The 18002-nt window shown below is 70.3% G+C and carries 16 protein-coding genes; 7 read left to right on the plus strand and 9 right to left on the minus strand.

What is annotated here, in order from left to right; translation table 11 throughout:
- The first annotated feature begins 142 nt into the window (after positions 1–142).
- The 4 genes from VFY73_RS20470 to VFY73_RS20485 all read left to right on the plus strand — a co-directional run bounded on the left by VFY73_RS20470 (position 143) and on the right by VFY73_RS20485 (position 3983).
- Entirely contained in the window at positions 143–910 is a 768-nt protein-coding gene (locus VFY73_RS20470) for a DeoR/GlpR family DNA-binding transcription regulator (RefSeq protein WP_329722245.1), read from the plus strand.
- Positions 907–2400: a glycerol kinase GlpK gene (gene glpK, locus VFY73_RS20475; protein ID WP_329722247.1), complete on the plus strand. Its 1494-nt coding sequence runs from the start codon at positions 907–909 to the stop codon at positions 2398–2400. The genes VFY73_RS20470 and glpK overlap by 4 nt, the downstream gene beginning before the upstream one ends.
- Positions 2401–2526: 126 nt before the next feature.
- Positions 2527–3426 carry an RNA polymerase sigma-70 factor gene (locus VFY73_RS20480; RefSeq protein WP_329722249.1) on the plus strand — a complete coding sequence of 300 codons (900 nt, stop codon included), beginning with the start codon at positions 2527–2529 and terminating at the stop codon, positions 3424–3426.
- Positions 3427–3530: 104 nt separating this feature from the next.
- Positions 3531–3983 (plus strand): carboxymuconolactone decarboxylase family protein, encoded by a 453-nt coding sequence (locus VFY73_RS20485; RefSeq protein ID WP_329722251.1) that lies wholly within the window; start codon positions 3531–3533, stop codon positions 3981–3983.
- Positions 3984–4026: 43 nt separating this feature from the next.
- Here VFY73_RS20485 and VFY73_RS20490 read toward each other — a convergent pair whose 3' ends face one another.
- Positions 4027–4545, minus strand: a complete 519-nt coding sequence (locus VFY73_RS20490) for a hypothetical protein (RefSeq protein ID WP_329722253.1) — start codon at positions 4543–4545, stop codon at positions 4027–4029.
- Between the two features lie 208 nt (positions 4546–4753).
- Between VFY73_RS20490 and VFY73_RS20495 the strand changes: the two genes are divergently transcribed.
- Both VFY73_RS20495 and VFY73_RS20500 read left to right on the plus strand, forming a co-directional pair.
- Positions 4754–5797, plus strand: coding sequence for a Gfo/Idh/MocA family oxidoreductase (locus VFY73_RS20495; RefSeq protein WP_329722255.1), 1044 nt, complete (start codon positions 4754–4756; stop codon positions 5795–5797).
- Between the two features lie 105 nt (positions 5798–5902).
- A complete protein-coding gene (locus VFY73_RS20500) occupies positions 5903–6454 on the plus strand; it encodes a hypothetical protein (RefSeq protein WP_329722257.1) in 552 nt (183 codons plus the stop codon).
- A gap of 110 nt (positions 6455–6564) precedes the next feature.
- On the opposite strand, the gene VFY73_RS20505 is transcribed toward VFY73_RS20500, so the two are convergent.
- The 8 genes from VFY73_RS20505 to ctlX all read right to left on the minus strand — a co-directional run bounded on the left by VFY73_RS20505 (position 6565) and on the right by ctlX (position 17382).
- Positions 6565–7941, minus strand: coding sequence for a DUF805 domain-containing protein (locus tag VFY73_RS20505; protein WP_329722259.1), 1377 nt, complete (start codon positions 7939–7941; stop codon positions 6565–6567).
- A gap of 235 nt (positions 7942–8176) precedes the next feature.
- On the minus strand, positions 8177–8914 hold the full coding sequence (locus VFY73_RS20510; RefSeq protein ID WP_329722261.1) for a hypothetical protein: 738 nt from the start codon (positions 8912–8914) through the stop codon (positions 8177–8179).
- A gap of 42 nt (positions 8915–8956) precedes the next feature.
- Positions 8957–10264: a tryptophan--tRNA ligase gene (locus VFY73_RS20515; protein WP_329722263.1), complete on the minus strand. Its 1308-nt coding sequence runs from the start codon at positions 10262–10264 to the stop codon at positions 8957–8959.
- A 77-nt stretch (positions 10265–10341) separates the two neighbouring features.
- Complete coding sequence (locus VFY73_RS20520) at positions 10342–11421, minus strand: AraC family transcriptional regulator (RefSeq protein WP_329722265.1); 1080 nt, start codon at positions 11419–11421, stop codon at positions 10342–10344.
- 63 nt (positions 11422–11484) lie between these two features.
- Positions 11485–13047: an FGGY-family carbohydrate kinase gene (locus tag VFY73_RS20525; protein ID WP_329722267.1), complete on the minus strand. Its 1563-nt coding sequence runs from the start codon at positions 13045–13047 to the stop codon at positions 11485–11487.
- The gene (locus VFY73_RS20530) at positions 13044–14672 is read right to left on the minus strand and encodes a glycerol-3-phosphate dehydrogenase/oxidase (protein ID WP_329722269.1); all 1629 of its coding nucleotides are present in this window, start codon (positions 14670–14672) and stop codon (positions 13044–13046) included. The genes VFY73_RS20525 and VFY73_RS20530 overlap by 4 nt, the downstream gene beginning before the upstream one ends.
- Complete coding sequence (locus VFY73_RS20535; protein WP_329722271.1) at positions 14659–16329, minus strand: FAD-binding oxidoreductase; 1671 nt, start codon at positions 16327–16329, stop codon at positions 14659–14661. The genes VFY73_RS20530 and VFY73_RS20535 overlap by 14 nt, the downstream gene beginning before the upstream one ends.
- Positions 16330–16452: 123 nt before the next feature.
- Positions 16453–17382, minus strand: a complete 930-nt coding sequence (gene ctlX, locus VFY73_RS20540) for a citrulline utilization hydrolase CtlX (protein ID WP_329722273.1) — start codon at positions 17380–17382, stop codon at positions 16453–16455.
- Between the two features lie 122 nt (positions 17383–17504).
- On the opposite strand from ctlX, the gene VFY73_RS20545 reads away from it, so the two are divergent.
- Positions 17505–17957 carry an Lrp/AsnC family transcriptional regulator gene (locus VFY73_RS20545; RefSeq protein WP_329722275.1) on the plus strand — a complete coding sequence of 151 codons (453 nt, stop codon included), beginning with the start codon at positions 17505–17507 and terminating at the stop codon, positions 17955–17957.
- Positions 17958–18002 lie beyond the last annotated feature (45 nt).

An 18002-nucleotide genomic window follows, 5' to 3' on the forward strand; every position in this document is an offset into this window, starting at 1 on the left:
CGGCGGGGCAAGCCGGGAACGCCGCGTTCTTCTTTTTTCGTTTTACCGCAGACCATGTTCGTTTGCAAGTTCGTTTTAGTCGTTTTGCTTTCGGGTTTGTTCTTATTCGCCCAAATGGGCGCCGGTCATGACAATGCGGCCCATGACCCCCAATCCGCGCCAGTCCGAGTTGCTGGACGCCGTGCGCACGCATGGCGTCGCCACTGTCGAAGCGCTGGCCGATCGTTTCGGCGTGACGCTGCAGACCGTGCGGCGCGACGTGAAGCTGCTTGCCGAAGCTGGGCTGCTGGCGCGCTTTCACGGTGGCGTGCGGCTGCCCAGTTCGACCACTGAGAACATCGCCCATCGCCAGCGCGAGTCGCTCAACGCCGATGCGAAAAAGCGCATCGCCAAGGCGGTCGCGGCGCGCGTGCCGAACGGCTGCTCGATCCTGATCAACCTGGGCACGACGACCGAGGCCGTCGCGCGCGCGCTGCTGCACCACAAGGGGCTGCGGGTGATCACCAACAACCTGAACGTCGCGGCGATCCTGGCCGACAACGTCGACTGCGAGGTCATCGTTGCCGGCGGCGTCGTGCGCAACCGCGACCGCGGCATCGTCGGCGAAGCAGCGGTCGACTTCATCCGCCAGTTCCGCGTCGACATCGGGCTGATCGGCATCTCGGGCATCGAGGCCGATGGCTCGCTGCGCGATTTCGATTACCGCGAAGTCAAGGTCTCGCGCGCGATCATCGAGCAGTCGCGCGAGATCTGGCTGGCCGCCGACCACAGCAAATTCAACCGGCCGGCGATGGTCGAGCTGGCGCGTGTCGACCAGCTCGATCTGCTGTTCACCGATCAGACGCCACCGCCGCCGTTTCCTGCATTGCTGGCCGAGGCTGGCGTGCAACTGGAGTGTGTCCAGCCATGACCTACATCCTCGCCCTCGACCAAGGCACCTCCAGCTCGCGCTCGATCGTCTTCGACGAGCGTGGCCGCATCGTCGCGATGGCGCAGCGCGAGTTCCGCCAGATCTACCCGCAGCCGGGCTGGGTCGAGCACGACCCGAACGAGATCTGGGACAGCCAGCTCGCGACCGCACGGGAGGCGCTGCAGAAGGCCGGCCTGACCGCGGGCGACATCAAGGCCATCGGCATCACGAACCAGCGCGAAACCACGGTGGTGTGGAACCGCCGCACCGGCCACCCGGTGCACAACGCGATCGTGTGGCAAGACCGCCGCGCCGAGCCGCTGTGTGCGCAGCTGCGCGAGCAGGGGCTGGAGCCGAAGGTGCGTGAGACGACAGGGCTGGTGATCGACGCGTATTTCTCCGGCACCAAGATCCGCTGGATCCTCGACCATGCGCCGGGCGCGCACATCGCGGCCGCACAGGGTGACCTGGCCTTTGGCACGGTCGACAGCTGGCTGCTGTGGAGGCTGACCGGCGGCCGCGTCCACGCCACCGACGTCAGCAACGCGTCGCGCACGATGCTGTTCGACGTGCGCCACAACCGTTGGGATTCGGGCCTGCTGGCGGCGCTGCACGTGCCGGCCAGCCTGCTGCCCCAGGTGCACCCCAGCAGCCACGTCTACGGCGAGAGCGATGCCGAACTGCTTGGCGCGGCGATCCCGATCGCCGGCATCGCCGGGGACCAGCAGAGTGCGCTGTTCGGCCAGGCCTGCTTCCGCGCCGGTCTGGCGAAAAACACCTACGGCACCGGCTGCTTCATGCTGATGCACACCGGTGAAAGCTTCCAGACCAGCGCCAATGGCCTGATCACGACCAGTGCGGCGCAGCCCACCAACAAGCCCGAGTTCGCGCTCGAAGGCAGTGTCTTCATCGCCGGCGCGGTGGTGCAGTGGCTGCGCGACGGGATGCATGCGATCAAGTCCAGCTCCGAAGTGCAGGCGCTGGCCGAAAGCGTGCCCGATTCGGGCGGCGTGATGTTCGTGCCGGCCTTCACAGGGCTGGGCGCACCGTACTGGCAGCCGGATGCGCGCGGCACCATCGTCGGGCTGACGCGTGGCAGCAATGCGGCGCACATCGCGCGTGCTGCACTGGAGAGCATCGCGTTCCAGAGCGCGGCCCTGTTGCAGGCGATGTCGCGCGATGCGGTGGCCGCCGGTGGACATGCGGTGACCGAACTGCGTGTCGATGGTGGCGCCTGCGTCAACAACCTGCTGATGCAGTTCCAGGCCGACCTGCTCGGCATCCCGGTCGTGCGGCCGCAGGTGATCGAGACGACGGCCCTGGGCGCGGCCTACCTGGCCGGCCTGGCGGTGGGTGTCTGGAAGAACCTGGGTGAGCTGTCGGCGCAGTGGCAGGTCGAGCGCCGCTTCGAGCCGACGCTGCCGCGTGAACGCGCCGAAGAGCTGATGGGGCGCTGGGAGCGCGCGGTGCGGCAGGCGGTGGCCGTCTGAGCGGTCCGCCCCGTGGCCGCATTTCCGTAGCGACAAGTCGAGCCCGGGCGAGGTAAAAACACGCGCGACCTGTCACAGGTCGGAGGGCTGCCACGTCTGGTGGTTATCTCCTCTCGCGCTTTTGCCATGGCCTCGACTCCCTCCGACACTCCCGACGCCGCGATCGACGCCTTCGCCGCCGCGCGTCCGAAGCTGTTCTCGATCGCCTACCGCATGCTCGGCACCCGGGCCGATGCGGAAGACGTGTTGCAGGACGCCTGGTTGCGTTGGCACAAGGTCGACCGCAGCACCCTGCAATCGGCCGAGGCCTGGCTGGTCACCGTGGTCACGCGGCTGGCGATCGACCGCCTGCGGCTGGCCAAGGCCGAGCGCGAAAACTATGTCGGCTGGTGGCTGCCCGAGCCGCTGGTCGAAGAGATCGACGAGCGCACGCCCGAGGCAGTGGCCGAGCTGGCGGGTGAGTTGTCGGTCGCGCTGCTGTGGGTGCTGGAGCGCTTGTCGCCCGAGGAGCGCGCCGCCTTCCTGATGCGCCAGGCTTTCGACCAGGACTACGCGGACATCGCCACGGTGCTGGGCAAGAGCGAGGCTGCCTGCCGGCAACTGGTGCACCGCGCGGCGGAGCGCGTGCAGCAGGAGCGGCCGCGCTTCGATGTCAGCCCCGGGGCGCAGCACCGGCTGCTGCAGAGGTTCGTCCACGCGGCCCGCAGCAGCGATCGCGCGGCGATGAAGGCACTGCTGGCCGACGACGTGCAAGTGGTCGGCGATGGCGGTGGCAAGGTGCCGGCCTTCCTGCACATCCTGCGGGGCGCCGACCGCATCACGAACCTGTATTGGGCGATGGCCCTGCGGCTGAAAGAGAAGGTCGTCTATCGCATCGCGCAGATCAACGGCGAGCCGGGGCTGCTGCGCTACATCGACGGCAAGCTCGAGTCCGCCCAGTCGGTCGTCACCGATGGCGAGCGCATCGTCGCGATCTATGCCGTGCGCAACCCGGACAAACTGGCCGGCATTGCCTTGCACATGTAGTTCGAGGGGCTGTCACAAGCGCCACGCGGCGCTCGTCTCACAAGCAGGAGCCGCTAGACAGCGGCCGCCGACCCGAAACCCCAACCCACTGCAAGGACCCACCCATGAGCCACGCTCCGCGCATCCCCTACTACCAACTGGCCCCGAAGTCGTTCCAGGCGCTGCTGGCGCTGTCGGCCACCGTGCACGCCAGCTCGCTCGGCGTGCGCCTGGTCGACCTGGTGCTGCTGCGCGTCTCGCAGATCAACGGCTGTGCGTTCTGCATCGACATGCACTGGCGCGACCTGATCAAGCAGGACGTCGACGCGCGCCACCTGAACGCGCTGGCCGGCTGGCGCGAGGCGCCGTTTTTCAGCGACCGCGAGCGCGCCGCGCTGCGCTGGGCCGAGCTGATCACCGCGACGCCGCACAGCGACGCCAGCGACGAGGAATTCGCGCGGCTGCGCCAGCATTTCTCGGACACCGAGATCGCCGAGTTGGGCTTCACGATCGCGACGATCAACGCGTGGAACCTGCTGAACGTCGGTTTCCGCAACCCGGTGCCGGAGACGGTCTGACCGTCATGTCACAAGGCGCCCGTCGCCCGGGCGCCGTGCGACATCACTCGGTCGGTGTTGTGACCTGGAACGTGAAGCGGTACCGGCAGGCGCAACTCGCCGTTTCCTGGACCCAGAAGCTGTAGGTCCCGGGGCCGAGCGGCGGCACGAAGCCCTTGGCGCCGTCACCCTGGCCGATGGCCGGCAGGATGTCGGTGCCTTCGTCGTCGGTGCCGTACAGCGTGTAGCCCAGCAGGTCATCCGGGGTGCCGCCCACCGGCGGCACGGTGACCTGTTTGCCCTTCTGGATGCCGATGAACGACACGTTGATACCGACCAGTGTCTCGGGCTCCAGGATGATCGCGCTCAGCTGCTGCCCGAGAGGGATCTTGACCGTGAAGTAGTCGCGGTCGGTCACGCCATTCTTGGTGCCGTACTTGCCCGATATCACGTTGTTGCCGAGCTTGAGCTTGACGGGATCGGGCGTTGCGCCGCTGTCCGACAAATCGCCCGACCTCTTCTCCGAGTAGCCCGCGGCCAGCGCGCTCGCGCTGAACAGCGAGGCCGTCAAAATCAAAGCCATCGTTCGCATGCTGTCATCTCCTGTGCTTTGGGGAAATCGGCGCCAACCGGGCCCCGGTTGGCGCGGGCGAAAACTAGCACCCGCCCTCGCCGGGCGATAGCCGGTTTCTAGGGGGCGCGCGGGTTCAACCTTTCGCCGCGGTGGCAGCACTCACGGCACGACCGTGTCTCGCGTGCAGCCGGCGCGCCGCGCTTTGGATAATCGGCCGATGAACACCTCGCACGTGACCCCGCCCACTTCGTCGTTCGGCTGGGCCATCGTCGGCCCGGGCCGCATTGCTCACCGCTTCGCCGAAGCCGTGCACGGGCTGCCGGGCATGCACCTGGCGGTGGTGCAAGGGCGTGACCCCGGCCGGGTCCAGGCCTTTGCCGACCACTGGACGAGGGATGGCCGGCCACCGGTCCCGGCGACCACGGACCTGGCCGCCGCGTTGGCGCGGCCCGACGTCGACGGCGTCTACATCGCCACGCCGCACGCCTTTCACGGTGGCGCGACCCGCGATGCGCTGCTGGCCGGCAAGGCGGTGCTGTGCGAGAAGCCGCTGGTGCCCTGCCGCGCCGAAGCGCTGCCGCTGGTCGGCCTGGCGCGCGAGCGCGGCGTGTTCCTGATGGAGGCGGTGTGGACGCGCTTCCTGCCGATCTACGCGACGGTCAAGGCCTGGCTGGTCGAAGGGGCCATCGGCCCGTTGCAGGGCCTGCAATCGAGCTTCTGCTTCGACTCGCCCTACGAACCAGCGAGCCGGTTGTACGACCCGGCCTTGGCCGGTGGCGCGCTGCTGGACCTGGGCGTCTACAACCTGACGATGACGCGCTGGGTGCTGCAGCAGGCGCTGGGCGAATGCCCGGAACCGGTGGCGCTGCAGACCAGCGGCCGCCTGGCGCCCAGCGGTGTCGACCAACGTGTCTGGGCCACGCTCGATTTCGGCGCCGGCCGGGTGTCGCAATTCACCTGCGGCTTCGATGGCTCGGCCGACAACGGCCTGCGCATCTTCGGCCAGCGCGGCCACATCGTCGTGCCGCGCGTGTTCTGGGAGGCGACCGAGGCTCAGCTGCATATCGACGGCGAAGCGCCGGTGGTCGTGCAGGCGCCATTGGCGATCAATGGTTTCGAAGGCGAGATCGACGAGGTGGTGCGCTGCGCCAGCGCCGGTCGCATCGAGAGCGCGGTGATGCCGCACGCCGACACGCTGGCGACGCTGGGCTGGATGGACCGCATCCGAGCACAGCTGGGTGTGCGTTACCCCTTCGAGTAGCGGCAAGACGCCGGGCGATGGCGTGTCTTTTTCGGCCTTCGTCTGCAGCGCCGGGGTCGCAGACTGCGAAGCAGGGGGCCGCATGCGGCCACCGGAGCCCTGCCCGTGCACCGATTCCTGTTCCTGCTCGCCGTCACCCTGGCCTGGCTGCTGCCCGCTGCTCCGGCCCGCGCCGACCTGGGCCGCGACATCGTCAATGCGTACGATTTCCGCGACTGGACGGTCAAGTTCCGTGCCGAGCCCGAAATCATCTGGCCCGAACCCAGCTTCGGCGACGGCGTCACCAGCCGATGGGCCACGGGGCTGCAGGCCGATTGGGGCCCCATGCAGCTGAACGCGAACATCCTGTTCGAGCGCAGCTTCGAGCCCGAGGAAGGCAAGCCGATCCAGATGAAGTACCAGTGGCAGCTGCGCCACCGCTGGCATCCGCTGATGAACTTCGGTCTGCAGGGCTTCGGCGAACTCGGCCACTGGCGCCACTGGAACGAAAACAGCCGCCTGTCGCACCGCGCCGGCCCGGCCTTCTTCGGCCGGGTCGACCTGGGCCAGGGCGGCGGCCCGAACAAGGCCTTGCTGTACCAGGCGGCCTATCTGCTGGGCACCGTCTACAGCAAGCGCGGCGGAACGTTCACACTGCGCGTGCAGTATCCGTTCTGAGGCCCTGGCCTCGCGGGCCTCGGCCGCTCGGCGCCGCAGGCCGAAGCCAAGCCGACGACGAGCCGGCCCCCGTCGCCTTCAGGAACGGGGGGACTCGCGCACCGAGCGCCTCAGTTCATCGCCCATTGGTTGTTCACATGCACCAGGCGACAGTTGGCGGTGTAGGGACTGCGGCGGCGCTCGCAGTCGGCAAGCGCGCTGTCGATCGCCTGGTCGGGCCGCGCGGCACCAGCGTGCCAGCCCCAGGCGCCTGCATTGGAGACGGCAAAGGCCCGGTGGCCCGGCGTTGCCATGTAGCGATGAAACTCGCCGACTGCCGCGTCGCTGCGCAGCGCGCGTACCAGCTCGCGGGCCGGCGGCAGCGTGGCCTCGTCGTCGACGGCGTCGCTGTCTTCGTCGACCTCTTCTTCGATCTGCGCGACCTGCCGCTGCACGGCCGACCAGGCCATCTCCCAGCCCGTGGCCAGGCTCAGGCACAGCACCAGCAGCACGGCGATGGCCGGCAGCGAACCGTCCTGCGACGGCGGCGGGCCGAATTCGTTGTCGTCACCATCGCCCGGCCACAACAGCAAGGCCAGGCTCGCCAGGTTGCCCAGCGTCGGCACCAGCATCAACAGCACCCACCAGCCGCTGCGGTTTACGTCGTGCAGGCGCAGCACCGTCAGCCGGATGCCCCAGACCATCGTGAACGCCAGGCCGATCAACAGCAGCACCAGCGTGAGGGAGCTTGGCGCCAGCGCCGCCAGGATCGCCAGCCAGACGATGGTCGTCAGGATCAGCAGACCGCCAAGGAAGTTGCGCATGCGACCGATGCGGCCGTCGAACGACAGGCTGAACAGCGGCGCGTCCTCATCGTCGGCCCCGATTCGCTCGACACGCGAGGCGGCGAAGCCCGACGGGCGGCGTGACGGTGCACCGGCAACCGCAGCGCGGTGCCCGCCGCGGCGGGCCAGCCGCTCTTCGTTGCGGCGCGCGCGTTCGGCGGCAGCTTCTTCTTCGCGGGCGGCGATGCCGCGTGGCATGTCACAGGCGCAAGCGCGGCACAGGATGCGCTTGGGTTGCCGCTCGCCGCAGGAGGGGCAGGTGATCTCTTCCGTGACCGGCGGCGTGTTGACCGCGATCGGCGCCGGGGCCGGGGTCGAAGGGGTCAGCGCCAGCGGCGCCGGCGCGATCGGGACGGGCGCGGTCGCTGGGGTGGCTGCGGGCGCGGCCTCGGCGGGCGTGTGGACGATGTGCAGGCGCGCGCCCATCTCGCGAAACTGCGCCACCCAGTGGGCGGCGGTCTCGGCGCTCAAGCCGCGCTTGAGCACCACGCGCTGGCCGCAGAACAGGCTGCGCAGCCGCGCTTCGTCCAGCTTCAGGCGCTGCGCCAGGCGCTGCTTCACGTCCGCCGGCGAGAAGCCGTCGAGCACCTCGCCGGCGAAGATCAGTTGAACGGGGGAGGAGTCGATGGTCATCGGCGGTTGCACCACAGCAAGGGTGGCCATCGCCCACTGCCCGCCCGGCCGAAAGCGTGCCGCTCCCTGCCCGATGTCGTGTCCGCTCCGCCACGTTTGTTATGGGGCGGGATTATCTCGACGCCGGTGCGCACCGGTTGTCAACGAAATCACGCCGCGGCGGGCCCGGGGCCCAGCCCTGCACGAATTGTGGATACCGGTGGCCACCCAGCGGCCGGTAACGCTGAGATCGGAAGTTGCCACGCTCATTTCAACGCCACAGGCCCTAGTCACCGCCGCCCCCGCAGCCGCCGCCGCCGCAGCCGGATCCACCGCCGTCGCTCGAACCACCGTCGCTGCCGCCCCCGCAGCTGCCCCCGCCGTCGCCGAAGCTGCCCTCGCCGCTGCTGCCGAGCTCGGCGCCACAATGGACGACGGCGCTGCCGTCGTCGCTGCGGCGCAGGGTGTTGGTGCAGTCGAGGGCGTAGACGAAGCCGCCGGCGATGCCGAGCTTGTGGTCGAGCGCGAACAGCAGCGGCAGTCGCGTCGGTTGGCGCGGGTTGATGTTCTCGAGCTTGCAGACGTACCACCAGCAGCGCCGCAGCCCGGCGTTGGATTGGGTGCCGCTGCCGGCGCCGCCCAGCGCGGCGGCCGGCGTGTGGTGCAGGAAACGACCAAACGCGCGGCGGCAGAACTCGTCGTAGTTGCGGGTGTGGAGGATGAACTCGTGCCAGAGCTCGTCGGCCACCTGCGAAGGCATCGAGACGTAGCGGCGCCCACTCTTCAGGTGGGCGAGGAAGAACTGGCGCAGCGCGCTGGCGACCAGCTGGCAATCCTTCAGGCCCAGGTCGGGCCGGCGCTTGCGCAGCGCTTCGAACAGCCCATGCGGCAACGGCGTCTCGCGGATGAAAACCTCGCGGCGCAGCGCCTGGTCGCGCCGCCACCACCAGACGAAGCTGAACAGCAGCACCAGCGCGATGAAGGGGCTGAGTGTCTTGAAGCCCCCGACGAGTCCCTCGAACATCGTGTTCTTGCTCCCGCTCAGCGCTGCGCGCCGGTGTTGTTCTTACTCGGCCGCGGCGGCGATCAGCGCCGCCAGTGCCTCGGCCACCTCTCGTTCGTCGACACCATCGCCCCGTGCCACCGGCGCGCCGGCCAAGACCGCGGAGCCGTCGGTCTTCAGCTTCTTGACCCACTCGCCCGCATCGCGGCCACCGGCAAAGCCCTCGCTTTGCAGCAGCGTGCGGCCGTCGTGGGTGCTCAATTTGAAGTAAAAGCGGCCATCGGCCTCGCGGTACTGCTTGAACACCGGCAGCGCGGCCTTGGCCTTCGGCGCCTCGGCCGCCGCGGCTTTCAGCGGCTGGAAGCGGCGCAGGCCGACCGCCTCGCGCAGCGTGGCCAGCAGCGGCGCGGCGATGGCACGTGCTTTCGCGGCACCGGCTTGCAGCGTCTCTTCGATCCGCTCCGGGTGGGCCATCAGCGTGTCGTAGCGGTCGCGCATCGGGCCGATCTCGCCGTCGATCAGGTCGAACAGGCGTTGCTTTGCATCGCCCCAGGCGAGGCCGCCGCGCAACTCGGCGCGGAAGGCGGCGCGTTGCGCCGATGTCGCGAAGGCGTCGTAGATCGTCACCAGCGCACTGCCCTCGGCGTCCTTCGGTTCGCCCGGCAGGCGCGAGTCGGTCACGATGCGGGCAATGGCCTCGCGCAGCGCCTTCGCGCCACCTTCGAACAAGGGGATGACGTTGTCATAGCTCTTGCTCATCTTGCGGCCGTCCAGCCCCGGCAGCAGCTCCATCTCGGCGTCGACCTGGGCTTCGGGCAGCACGAAGAACTCCTTGCCTTGGCCGAAGAGGTGGTTGAAGCGCTGCGCAACATCACGCGCCATCTCGATGTGCTGCACCTGGTCCTTGCCGACCGGCACGCGGTGGGCGTTGAACATCAGGATGTCGGCGGCCATCAGGATCGGGTAGCTGTACAGCCCCATCGAGATGTTGGCGTCGGCGTCCTCGCCGGCGGCCAGGTTCGCGTCGACCGAGGCCTTGTAGGCATGGGCGCGGTTCATCTGGCCCTTCGAGGTGACGCAGGTCAGCAGCCAGGTCAGCTCGGGGATCTCGGGGATGTCGCTCTGGCGGTAGAAGGTCGAGCGCTCGGTGTCGAGTCCAGCCGCGAGCCAGGTCGCGGCGATCTGCAGTCGCGAGCGTTCGATGCGCTCGGGGTCGTCGCACTTGATCAGCGCGTGGTAGTCGGCCATGAAGAAGAAGCTCTCCACGCCGGTTTCGCGGCTGGCGATGATGCAGGGACGGATCGCGCCGACATAGTTGCCGAGGTGCAGGGTGCCGGTGGTGGTGATGCCGGTAAGAACGCGTTGGGGCATGGCTGCTCGAGGAGATGTCGCGGTGGCCGGTCGGCCGGTCGGGCGATTGTGGCCGGCTTTGCGCCGACCGTGGCGGCTCAGGCGGCCGGCGACGTGTCGGCTTGCAGGGCCTGCGCCCGCCAGGCGGCGGGCGTGCAGTCGAACCAGGCCCGGAACGCGTGGTTGAAGCTGCTTTGCTGGCGGTAGCCGAGCAGGAACGCGACCTCGGTCAGGCTCAGGCTGGCGTCGCGCAGGTAGCGCTGGGCCAGCTCGCGCCGGGTCTCGTCGACCAGCGCGGTGAACGGCACGCCGGCCTCGGTGAGCCGGCGCTGCAGCGAGCGCGCGGACAGCGCCAGCGCTGCCGCCACTTCGCCGAGCGTCGCCCGGTCGTGCATCAGCCGCGCCTGCACCTGCTCGCGCACCTGGCGCAGCAGCGGCGACTCCTGCGACGCGCGGTCGCGCGCCAACAGCCGTTCGCCGGCCAGGCGCTCGAGCTCGGGAAACAGGCTGGTGTCGGCATGCGGGATCTGCGCGTCGAGCACCGCCGACGGAAACCGCAGCTCGGTGACCGGCGCACCGAAGCGCACCGGCACGCCGAGGGCCTGCTCGTAGACCGCGGCCGGCACCTCGGCCGGTCGGTCGTGGGTGAAGCGCACCTCGCTGGCCGGCAGCGCGCCGCCGGCCAGCCAGTGCGCAAAGGCCCGGATGCCGGCGACGACGCTCTCGCTGAGCTGGCGCGCGCCGGGCTGGTCCAGCCACGGCGAATGCCAGTAGTAGTGCGCCACGCCGTCGCGCTCGACGATCTCGGAGCGGCCGAGGTCGTGGGCCAGCCCTTCGAAGCGGCAGGTCTGCGCGGCGGCGGCGCGGAAGTCGCGGCAGGTGCACAGCACCAGGCCGTAGCCGGCAAAGGTGGCCAGGCGCATGCGCTGGCCGACCTGCAGGCCGAAGGTCGGGTCGCCCAGTTCCGCCGCCGCTGCGTCGAGCAGCTGCATGTACTGGCGCACCGTCAGATCGGGCGACGGTGCCAGCGTCGCGACGCCGCAGGCTTCGGCCAGGCGGGCCAGGCCGGCGCCCCGCGCCGCGGCGGTCTCGATGGCGGTGTTCGCGTAGGCGCCAACGACCCGCGCATGTTCGAGCTTCGGCAGGTGGATCGGCGGCGAGGCGGCAGCGGACGGCATGGCCCGCAGTGTGACGTATCGCGGCGCACCGGCCGGTCGGGGGCATCCCGACCGGCCGGTGGGTCAGGCGCTCGCCTTCAGCACCTTGCGCAGCTGCGCGTACAGCGGTGCCAGCCGGCCGTACATGCGCTGGTAGGTGCCGTGGTACAGCGCGTCGTACAGCGCGTGGTGCTGCGGGTGGGGGTCGAAGCGGCGGCCCAGCCGCGTCATCGCGGCGACCGCGCTCGGGAAGTCCGGGTACAGCCCGAGCCCCACGGCGCCGGCGATCGCCGCGCCCAGGCCCGAGGTCTCGAAGGTGTGCGGCCTCGTCGCCGGCAGGCCGAAGATGTCGGCGGTCAGCTGCATCGCGGCGTCCGACTGCGCCCCGCCGCCGGACACGCGCAGCTCGGTGATCCGCGTGCCGCTGCGCTTTTCGATCCGCTCCTTGCCGTCGCGCAGGGCGTAGGCCAGCCCTTCGAGGATCGCGCGGTACAGGTGCGCGCGGGTGTGCACGTCCGAGAAGCCGATCACCGCGCCGCGCGCATCGGGTCCGGGGTGCCGGATGCCGGGCGTCCAGTACGGCTGCAGCATCAACCCTTGCGAGCCGGGCGGCACTTGCGCCACCAGGCGATCGAACAGCAGCTCGGGGCTGACGCCGGCGGCCTGGCCTTCGGCGATCTCGGGGTGGCCGAACTGGTCCTTGAACCAGCGCACCAGCCAGTAGCCGCGAAAGATCTGCACCTCGGTGTTGTACTGACCCGGCAACAACGCAGGGTACGGCGGGATGAACGACATCGCCTCGACATAGCGCGGTGTGGTCACGTCGATGGTCGCGGTGGTGCCGTACGACAACGCGCCGATGTGCGGCGCGATCGCACCGGCGCCGACGATCTCGCAGGCCTTGTCGGCCGCGGCGGCGATGACCGGCAGGCCGGCGCGCAAGCCGGTGGCTTCGGCCGCTTCGCGCGTCAGGCCGCCGATCGTCTCGCCGGCCGGCAGCAGCTCGGGCATCCAGTCGCGCCGGACCGTCAGCGCCTGCCATTTCCAGTCACGCTCGCCGGCCCACTGCTGGCGCTTGAAATCGAAGGGCAGGTAGCCGACCTGCGACGCCACCGAATCGGCGTAGCGGCCGCTCAGGCGGAAGTTCAGCCAGCCCGATACCAGCAGCACCTTGTGCGTCCTGGCGAGCACGCCCGGCTCGTGCTCGGCGATCCAGTTCAGCTCGGCTTCGCGCTGGAAGTAGTCGATCGTCGGCGCAACGCCGGCGGCCTTGAAGGCCGCGCGCCACAACGGGCCGATGCGCGGCAGCCGGGTTGCGCGGCGCTGGTCCAGCCACGTGATGAACGGGCGCAGCGGTCGGCCGGCCACATCGACCGGCAACAGCGTGCCGCGCTGCGTCGTGACGGTGATGCCCTGCACGCGCTCGGCCGCATGTTCGTGCGCATGGTCCCGCAGCACGCGGCGGCAAACGCCGGCGGCGGCCCGCCAGAAGGTGTCGGCGTCGTGCTCGTGCCAGCCGTCGTGGCGGCTGACGTAGTCGTCGAAGGCCTGTTGCGCCTTGCCGCGGATGTGGCCGTGCAGGTCGATCAGCAGCGCCCGCACGCTTTGCGTGCCGCAGTCCAGCGCGAGCAGCAACGGGTCGTTCATGCGGGCTTCCCGAGGGCGGCGGCGTCGGCGGCCCGCGGCGGCAGCGCGTAGCAGCGCGCGATCAGGGCCTGGTAGCGGGTCCATTCGCGTTGCCACTGCTCGTCAGGCCAACCCAGCTCCTGTTGCACCAGCGGCTGCAACTGCGCCGCCAGTTCCGCCGCGCCGTCGCGCAGCAGCAGGCCAAGCCGGGTGCGGCGCAGCAGCAGGTCGTCCAGATGCACGACCGCTTCGTGGCGGCAGGCCCAGCGCAGCTCGGCCCAGGCGATGCCGGTGTTGGCGATGGTCCGCAGTTCGCCGGGCCGGGCGGTCTGCAGCAGCGCCGGCGCCAAGTCACCAAAGCGGGCGATCCAGCGCTCACGCAGCGCGGGCGGCAGCGGAGCGAGTGCAACCGGCGTGGCGGCCGAGGTCGGAGCCAGGACCGTGTCGTCCGGGGGCGCCGTTGCCAAGACCGGCACATGCCGCGCGGCGCAGCGCAGCACCTGCCGCGCGGTCGAGCGAAAGGTCGTCAGCTTGCCGCCGGTGACGGTGACCAGGCCCTGCTCGTCGAGCACCAGATGCTCGCGCGGCTCGCTCGACGGGGCCACATCGCGCCCGGAGCCGACCACCGGCCGCACACCGGACCAGGTCGAGCGCACGTCGGCTTCAGCGAGCGCCAGTGCCGGAAAAGCGTGGCGCAGCGCCTGCATCAGGTAGTCGAGTTCGGCGCGGGTGATGCCGGGCTCGTGGGCCAGGTCGTCGTGGTGGTCGAGGTCGGTGGTGCCGACCAGCGTCGCGCCTTCCCACGGCAGCGCGAACACCGGCCGCTGGTCGAGCGGGTGGAACAGCCCCACCGCTTGCGACAAGGGCAGGCGCCAGTCGGGCAGCAGCAGGTGGCTGCCGCGCAAGGGCCGCAGCATCGGGGCGTGGCCGAGCTGGCCGCGCAACACGTCGGCCCAGACGCCGGTGGCGTTGACGACGCAGCGGGCGTGCAGGTCGAAACCTTCGCCGCTGACCGTGTCGACCAGTCGAGCGCCCTGCACGAGCGAGCCGCTCCCAGTCGGTCGGTCGGCGCACAGCAGCGCATCGACCCGCAGGTGGTTCAGCATTCGGGCGCCCAAGCGACGGGCCTCGGCCAACACCCGCAGCACCAGCCGCGCGTCGTCGGCCTGCGCGTCGAGGTAGGACCAGCCCCCGAGCAGCTCATGTGCGTCCAGGCCCGGCGCCTGGCCCAGCACGCCGGCAGCGTCGTGCCAGCGCCGGGTGCGCTGGCCGGCCAGCGCGTCGTACAGGCCGAGGCCCAGCGCCAGCTTGCGCCGACCCGGCTTGGCGCCCTGGCGCACGGGCAACACGAAACGCAACGGCCGTACCAGGCCACCGGCCTGGGCCAGCAGCGCGTCGCGCTCGTGCAGCGACTCGCGCGTCAGGCCGATGCGGCCCTGGCCCAGGTAGCGCAGCCCGCCGTGCACCAGCTTCGACGAGCGCGACGAGGTGCCGCCGGCGAAGTCACGTGCCTCGACCAGTGCGACCTTCGCGCCGGCGCGCGCCGCTTCGAGCGCGACGCCGGCGCCGGCGATGCCGCCACCAACGACCAGCAGGTCCCACGGGTCACCGCTGCGCAGCGCAGCGAGGTCCTCAGTGCGGTTCATCGGAGGTTGCCGGCACACGCGGGGCGGCCGGGGCGGCAGGCGCGGCCACCGGACCCACGTCCGGCAACAGATTGCCGCTGGCCATCAGCCCGTGGGGATCGAAGTGGTCGACCAGCGCCTGCATGGCCCGCAGGCCGCGTGCGCCTTTCTCTGCCGCCAGATACGGTGCGTGGTCCCTGCCGACGCCGTGCTGGTGGCTGATCGTGCCGCCGTGGCGAACGACCGCCTCGCTGACGGCGCGCTTGAGGGCCGTCCAGCGCGCCCAGGCGCTGTCGAAGTCGTCGCCGATGCGAAAGACGAAGGTGCTGTAGACGCTCGAGCCCTGCGCGTAGACATGCGACAAATGGGTGTAGGCATGACAGCGTTCGCCGAAGGCCGCGAGCGCGGCGCGGCCGGCCTGCTCCATCGCCGCCATCGTCGCGCCGACGCGCGGCCAGTCGACCGCAGTTTCCATCGTATCGACGGCATAGCCGCGCTCCCACAGCGCATTGCGCAGGTAGACGCCGCGAAAACGGTTGGCTTGCCACTTGCGGCCCAGCAGCGTGCCGGTCGAGACGCCACCGTGGCGGCGCAGGATGGCCTTGGCCTGCGAGCGCATCGCGCTGACCTGCGCGGTGCCACCGGTCAGCCCCAGCATCAGCAGCACCTTGCCCTCGCCGCAGCCGCGCCAGCGCAGCGCGCGTTCGAGCCAGGCGATCGCGTTGGCGTGGCCGGCCAGCGCCAGCGTCGTGACGGTCTCGGTCGGGTTGGCCAGCCGCAGCATCGACAGGCCCAGCCGCGCCTGCGCCAGCTCGCGCGCCGCCGCCTCGCCAGCGGCCCAGCTCGGCAGGAAGACGCCGATGAAAGCCTCGCGCTCGGGCAGGCGTTGCACGCGCACGGTGGCTTCGGTCAGCACGCCGAGCCGGCCTTCGGAGCCGAGCACCCATTCGCGCAAGTCCGGCCCGGCCGCCGAGGCCGGGAACGGCGGGATCACCAGCGGCCCGGTCGGCGTCTCCAGCGTGCCGCCGGCGAACATCGTCTCGATGCGGCCATAACGCGCTGACTGCTGGCCGGACGAGCGGGTCACGATCCAGCCGCCGAGCGTCGCGTATTCGAAACTCTGTGGGTAGTGGCCGAGTGTCCAGCCTTGGGCGCGCAATTGGGCTTCGAGGTCAGGCCCGGCGACACCGGCCTGGAAGGTGGCGAGCTGGGCCTGCGGATCGAGCGCGAGCAGGCGGCGCAGGCGGCCGAGCATCAGCGTCAGCACGGGCCGCTCGCCTTCGGGCGGCGTCAAGTGGCCGACCACGCTCGTGGCGCCGCCGCAGGGGATCACGATGGCGCCGACCGTGCCGGCCCAGGCCAGCAGTTCGCGCAGCTCGTCGTTGCTCTCGGGCCAGGCGACGCCGTCGGTGATGCGGCCCAGCCGGCCGAAGCGCAGCCGCAGCCAGTCACCCAGGCTCTGGCCGAAGCTGGCGCGCAGCCGCTGCTCGGCGTCGGTGCTGACACGCGGGTGCGGCGGCAACCGCGACGCTTGAGCGTCGACCTGCGCGAGCGCCGCGCTCAGCGCCACGTCGGCCGTTGGCTGGCCGGCGCCGACGCGTTCGGCCAGAAAACCCAGCGCGGCCTCGTTCAGTTCCAGGCCGACGGTCGTGTCGCCCCAGCCGTTCCAGCGTCGCAATTGCAGCCCCTTCGACAGTCAATCGGCGAGCATAGGCAGGCGCACCGCCGCCAGCTTGCCCGGCCGCGCCAAGGCTTTGCGCCAACGCGCCATCGTGATGCCGCGCCGCCAAGGCGCAAAGGCTCAGCGGCGGGTGAGATGGATGCCGGCGATCATGCAACGCACCGAGCCGCCGGCCTGCTCGATCGTCGGCACCGGCAGCGCGACGAGGCGGGCCGTGCGCTCGATGACGGCGCACTGCTTGGCGGTCAGCGCGGCCGCGGCGCGGGTCGAGAGCGCGAGCAGGCGCCCGTGGGGTGTGCCCAGCTCGATCGCATTGCCCGCGAACTCGGCGATCTGCGCCGGGCTCAGGGCGATCACTTCGCGTCCGCCGTCTTCCAGGCGCTGGCAGATCTCGGCCCGTCGCCGGGCGTCCGTCATCAGGTCCAGCCCGACCAGCGCGAAGCGGGTGGCGATGCACATCAGCACGTTGGTGTGGTAGACCGGCCGGCCATGGCGGTCGGCGCTGTCGAACACCATCGGCTCGAAATTGAAATGGGTACAGAAGCGCTCCAGCGCCACCGGGTCGGCCCGGTTCGAGCGCGCGGTGTAGGCGATGCGGCCGATGTGGTCGAGCACCATCGCGCCGGTGCCTTCGAGGAACACGCCGTCGTGCGCCAGGCCCGAGTAGTCGATCACGTCCTGCACCCGGTACTCGGTCTTCAGCAGCTCGATCACGTCGCTGCGGCGCTCGCGCCGGCGGCTGGGCATCGCCATCGGATACACCGCAATCTGGCCGCCGACGTGGGTCGAGAACCAGTTGTTCGGGAACACCGAGTCGGGCGTGTCGTGGCGGCCGTCGTCGTCGAACAGGTGCACCCGCACGCCTTCGGCCTGCAACCGGTCGGCCGCGGCGCTGACTTCTTCGAATGCGGACGCCGCCAGGTCCGCATCGGTGGCGGCGACCAGGCTCTGGAAGGCGTTGTCAGCCGCCGTTTGCGGGTTCACGCGAAAGGCGTGCGGGCGGATCATGACGACGGCGCGTGGGGCTTGCAGGCTGGTGGGGCTGGTCATCGGGAAAGGCGAATGGAGTTGCTCGGCGGTCGCAGTCTCGCCAGCGGTCCCACCAATGAAAAGCCGGCGAAGCGATCGTTTTGCTGGCTATGCTGAGCAAATCGCCAACCGCTGTTTGCGAAATGCCAGTTCCGCTCGACGACACCGACCGCACGCTGATCAGCCTGCTGCGCGACAACGCGCGGCATTCCATCGCCACGTTGGCCAGCAAGACCGGCGTTTCGCGCGGCACGGTGCAGAACCGCCTCGCGCGGCTGGAGCGCGAAGGCGTGATCGCCGGCTACACGCTGGTGCTGGGCGGTGCCGCAGCCGACGCCGCCCCGCCGGTGCGCGCGCTGATGACGATCGCCGTGGACGGCAACCGCGCCCCCGAGGTCTTGCGGGCCCTGCGCGGCCAGCCCAGCGTGCGCGCGCTACACAAGACCAACGGCCGTTGGGGGATCGTCGCCGAGTTGCAGGCCGAGTCGCTCGATGCCTTCAACACGGCGCTCGGCAGCATCCGGCTGATCGACGGCATCCTGCAGTCCGAGACCAGCCTGCTGCTGGCCTCGGAGCGGTTCTACTGCAGTGTTTGATGCGAGGCGGAACCTCAGAAAACCGATGGATGTGGTCGCCTGGGT

Source organism: Ideonella sp., from assembly GCF_036277275.1.
GTDB lineage: Bacteria > Pseudomonadota > Gammaproteobacteria > Burkholderiales > Burkholderiaceae_C > Ideonella.

Bases quoted from the DNA above. Each gene is read 5' to 3' on its own strand.
- VFY73_RS20510 (WP_329722261.1), bottom strand. From the start codon at position 8,914: ATGTTCGAGGGACTCGTCGGGGGCTTCAAGACACTCAGCCCCTTCATC.
- VFY73_RS20505 (WP_329722259.1), bottom strand. From the start codon at position 7,941: ATGGCCACCCTTGCTGTGGTGCAACCGCCGATGACCATCGACTCCTCC.
- VFY73_RS20470 (WP_329722245.1), top strand. From the start codon at position 143: ATGACCCCCAATCCGCGCCAGTCCGAGTTGCTGGACGCCGTGCGCACG.
- ctlX (WP_329722273.1), bottom strand. From the start codon at position 17,382: ATGACCAGCCCCACCAGCCTGCAAGCCCCACGCGCCGTCGTCATGATC.
- VFY73_RS20545 (WP_329722275.1), top strand. From the start codon at position 17,505: ATGCCAGTTCCGCTCGACGACACCGACCGCACGCTGATCAGCCTGCTG.
- VFY73_RS20515 (WP_329722263.1), bottom strand. From the start codon at position 10,264: ATGCCCCAACGCGTTCTTACCGGCATCACCACCACCGGCACCCTGCAC.
- VFY73_RS20525 (WP_329722267.1), bottom strand. From the start codon at position 13,047: ATGAACGACCCGTTGCTGCTCGCGCTGGACTGCGGCACGCAAAGCGTG.
- VFY73_RS20530 (WP_329722269.1), bottom strand. From the start codon at position 14,672: ATGAACCGCACTGAGGACCTCGCTGCGCTGCGCAGCGGTGACCCGTGG.
- VFY73_RS20520 (WP_329722265.1), bottom strand. From the start codon at position 11,421: ATGCCGTCCGCTGCCGCCTCGCCGCCGATCCACCTGCCGAAGCTCGAA.
- glpK (WP_329722247.1), top strand. From the start codon at position 907: ATGACCTACATCCTCGCCCTCGACCAAGGCACCTCCAGCTCGCGCTCG.
- VFY73_RS20490 (WP_329722253.1), bottom strand. From the start codon at position 4,545: ATGGCTTTGATTTTGACGGCCTCGCTGTTCAGCGCGAGCGCGCTGGCC.
- VFY73_RS20495 (WP_329722255.1), top strand. From the start codon at position 4,754: ATGAACACCTCGCACGTGACCCCGCCCACTTCGTCGTTCGGCTGGGCC.
- VFY73_RS20480 (WP_329722249.1), top strand. From the start codon at position 2,527: ATGGCCTCGACTCCCTCCGACACTCCCGACGCCGCGATCGACGCCTTC.
- VFY73_RS20485 (WP_329722251.1), top strand. From the start codon at position 3,531: ATGAGCCACGCTCCGCGCATCCCCTACTACCAACTGGCCCCGAAGTCG.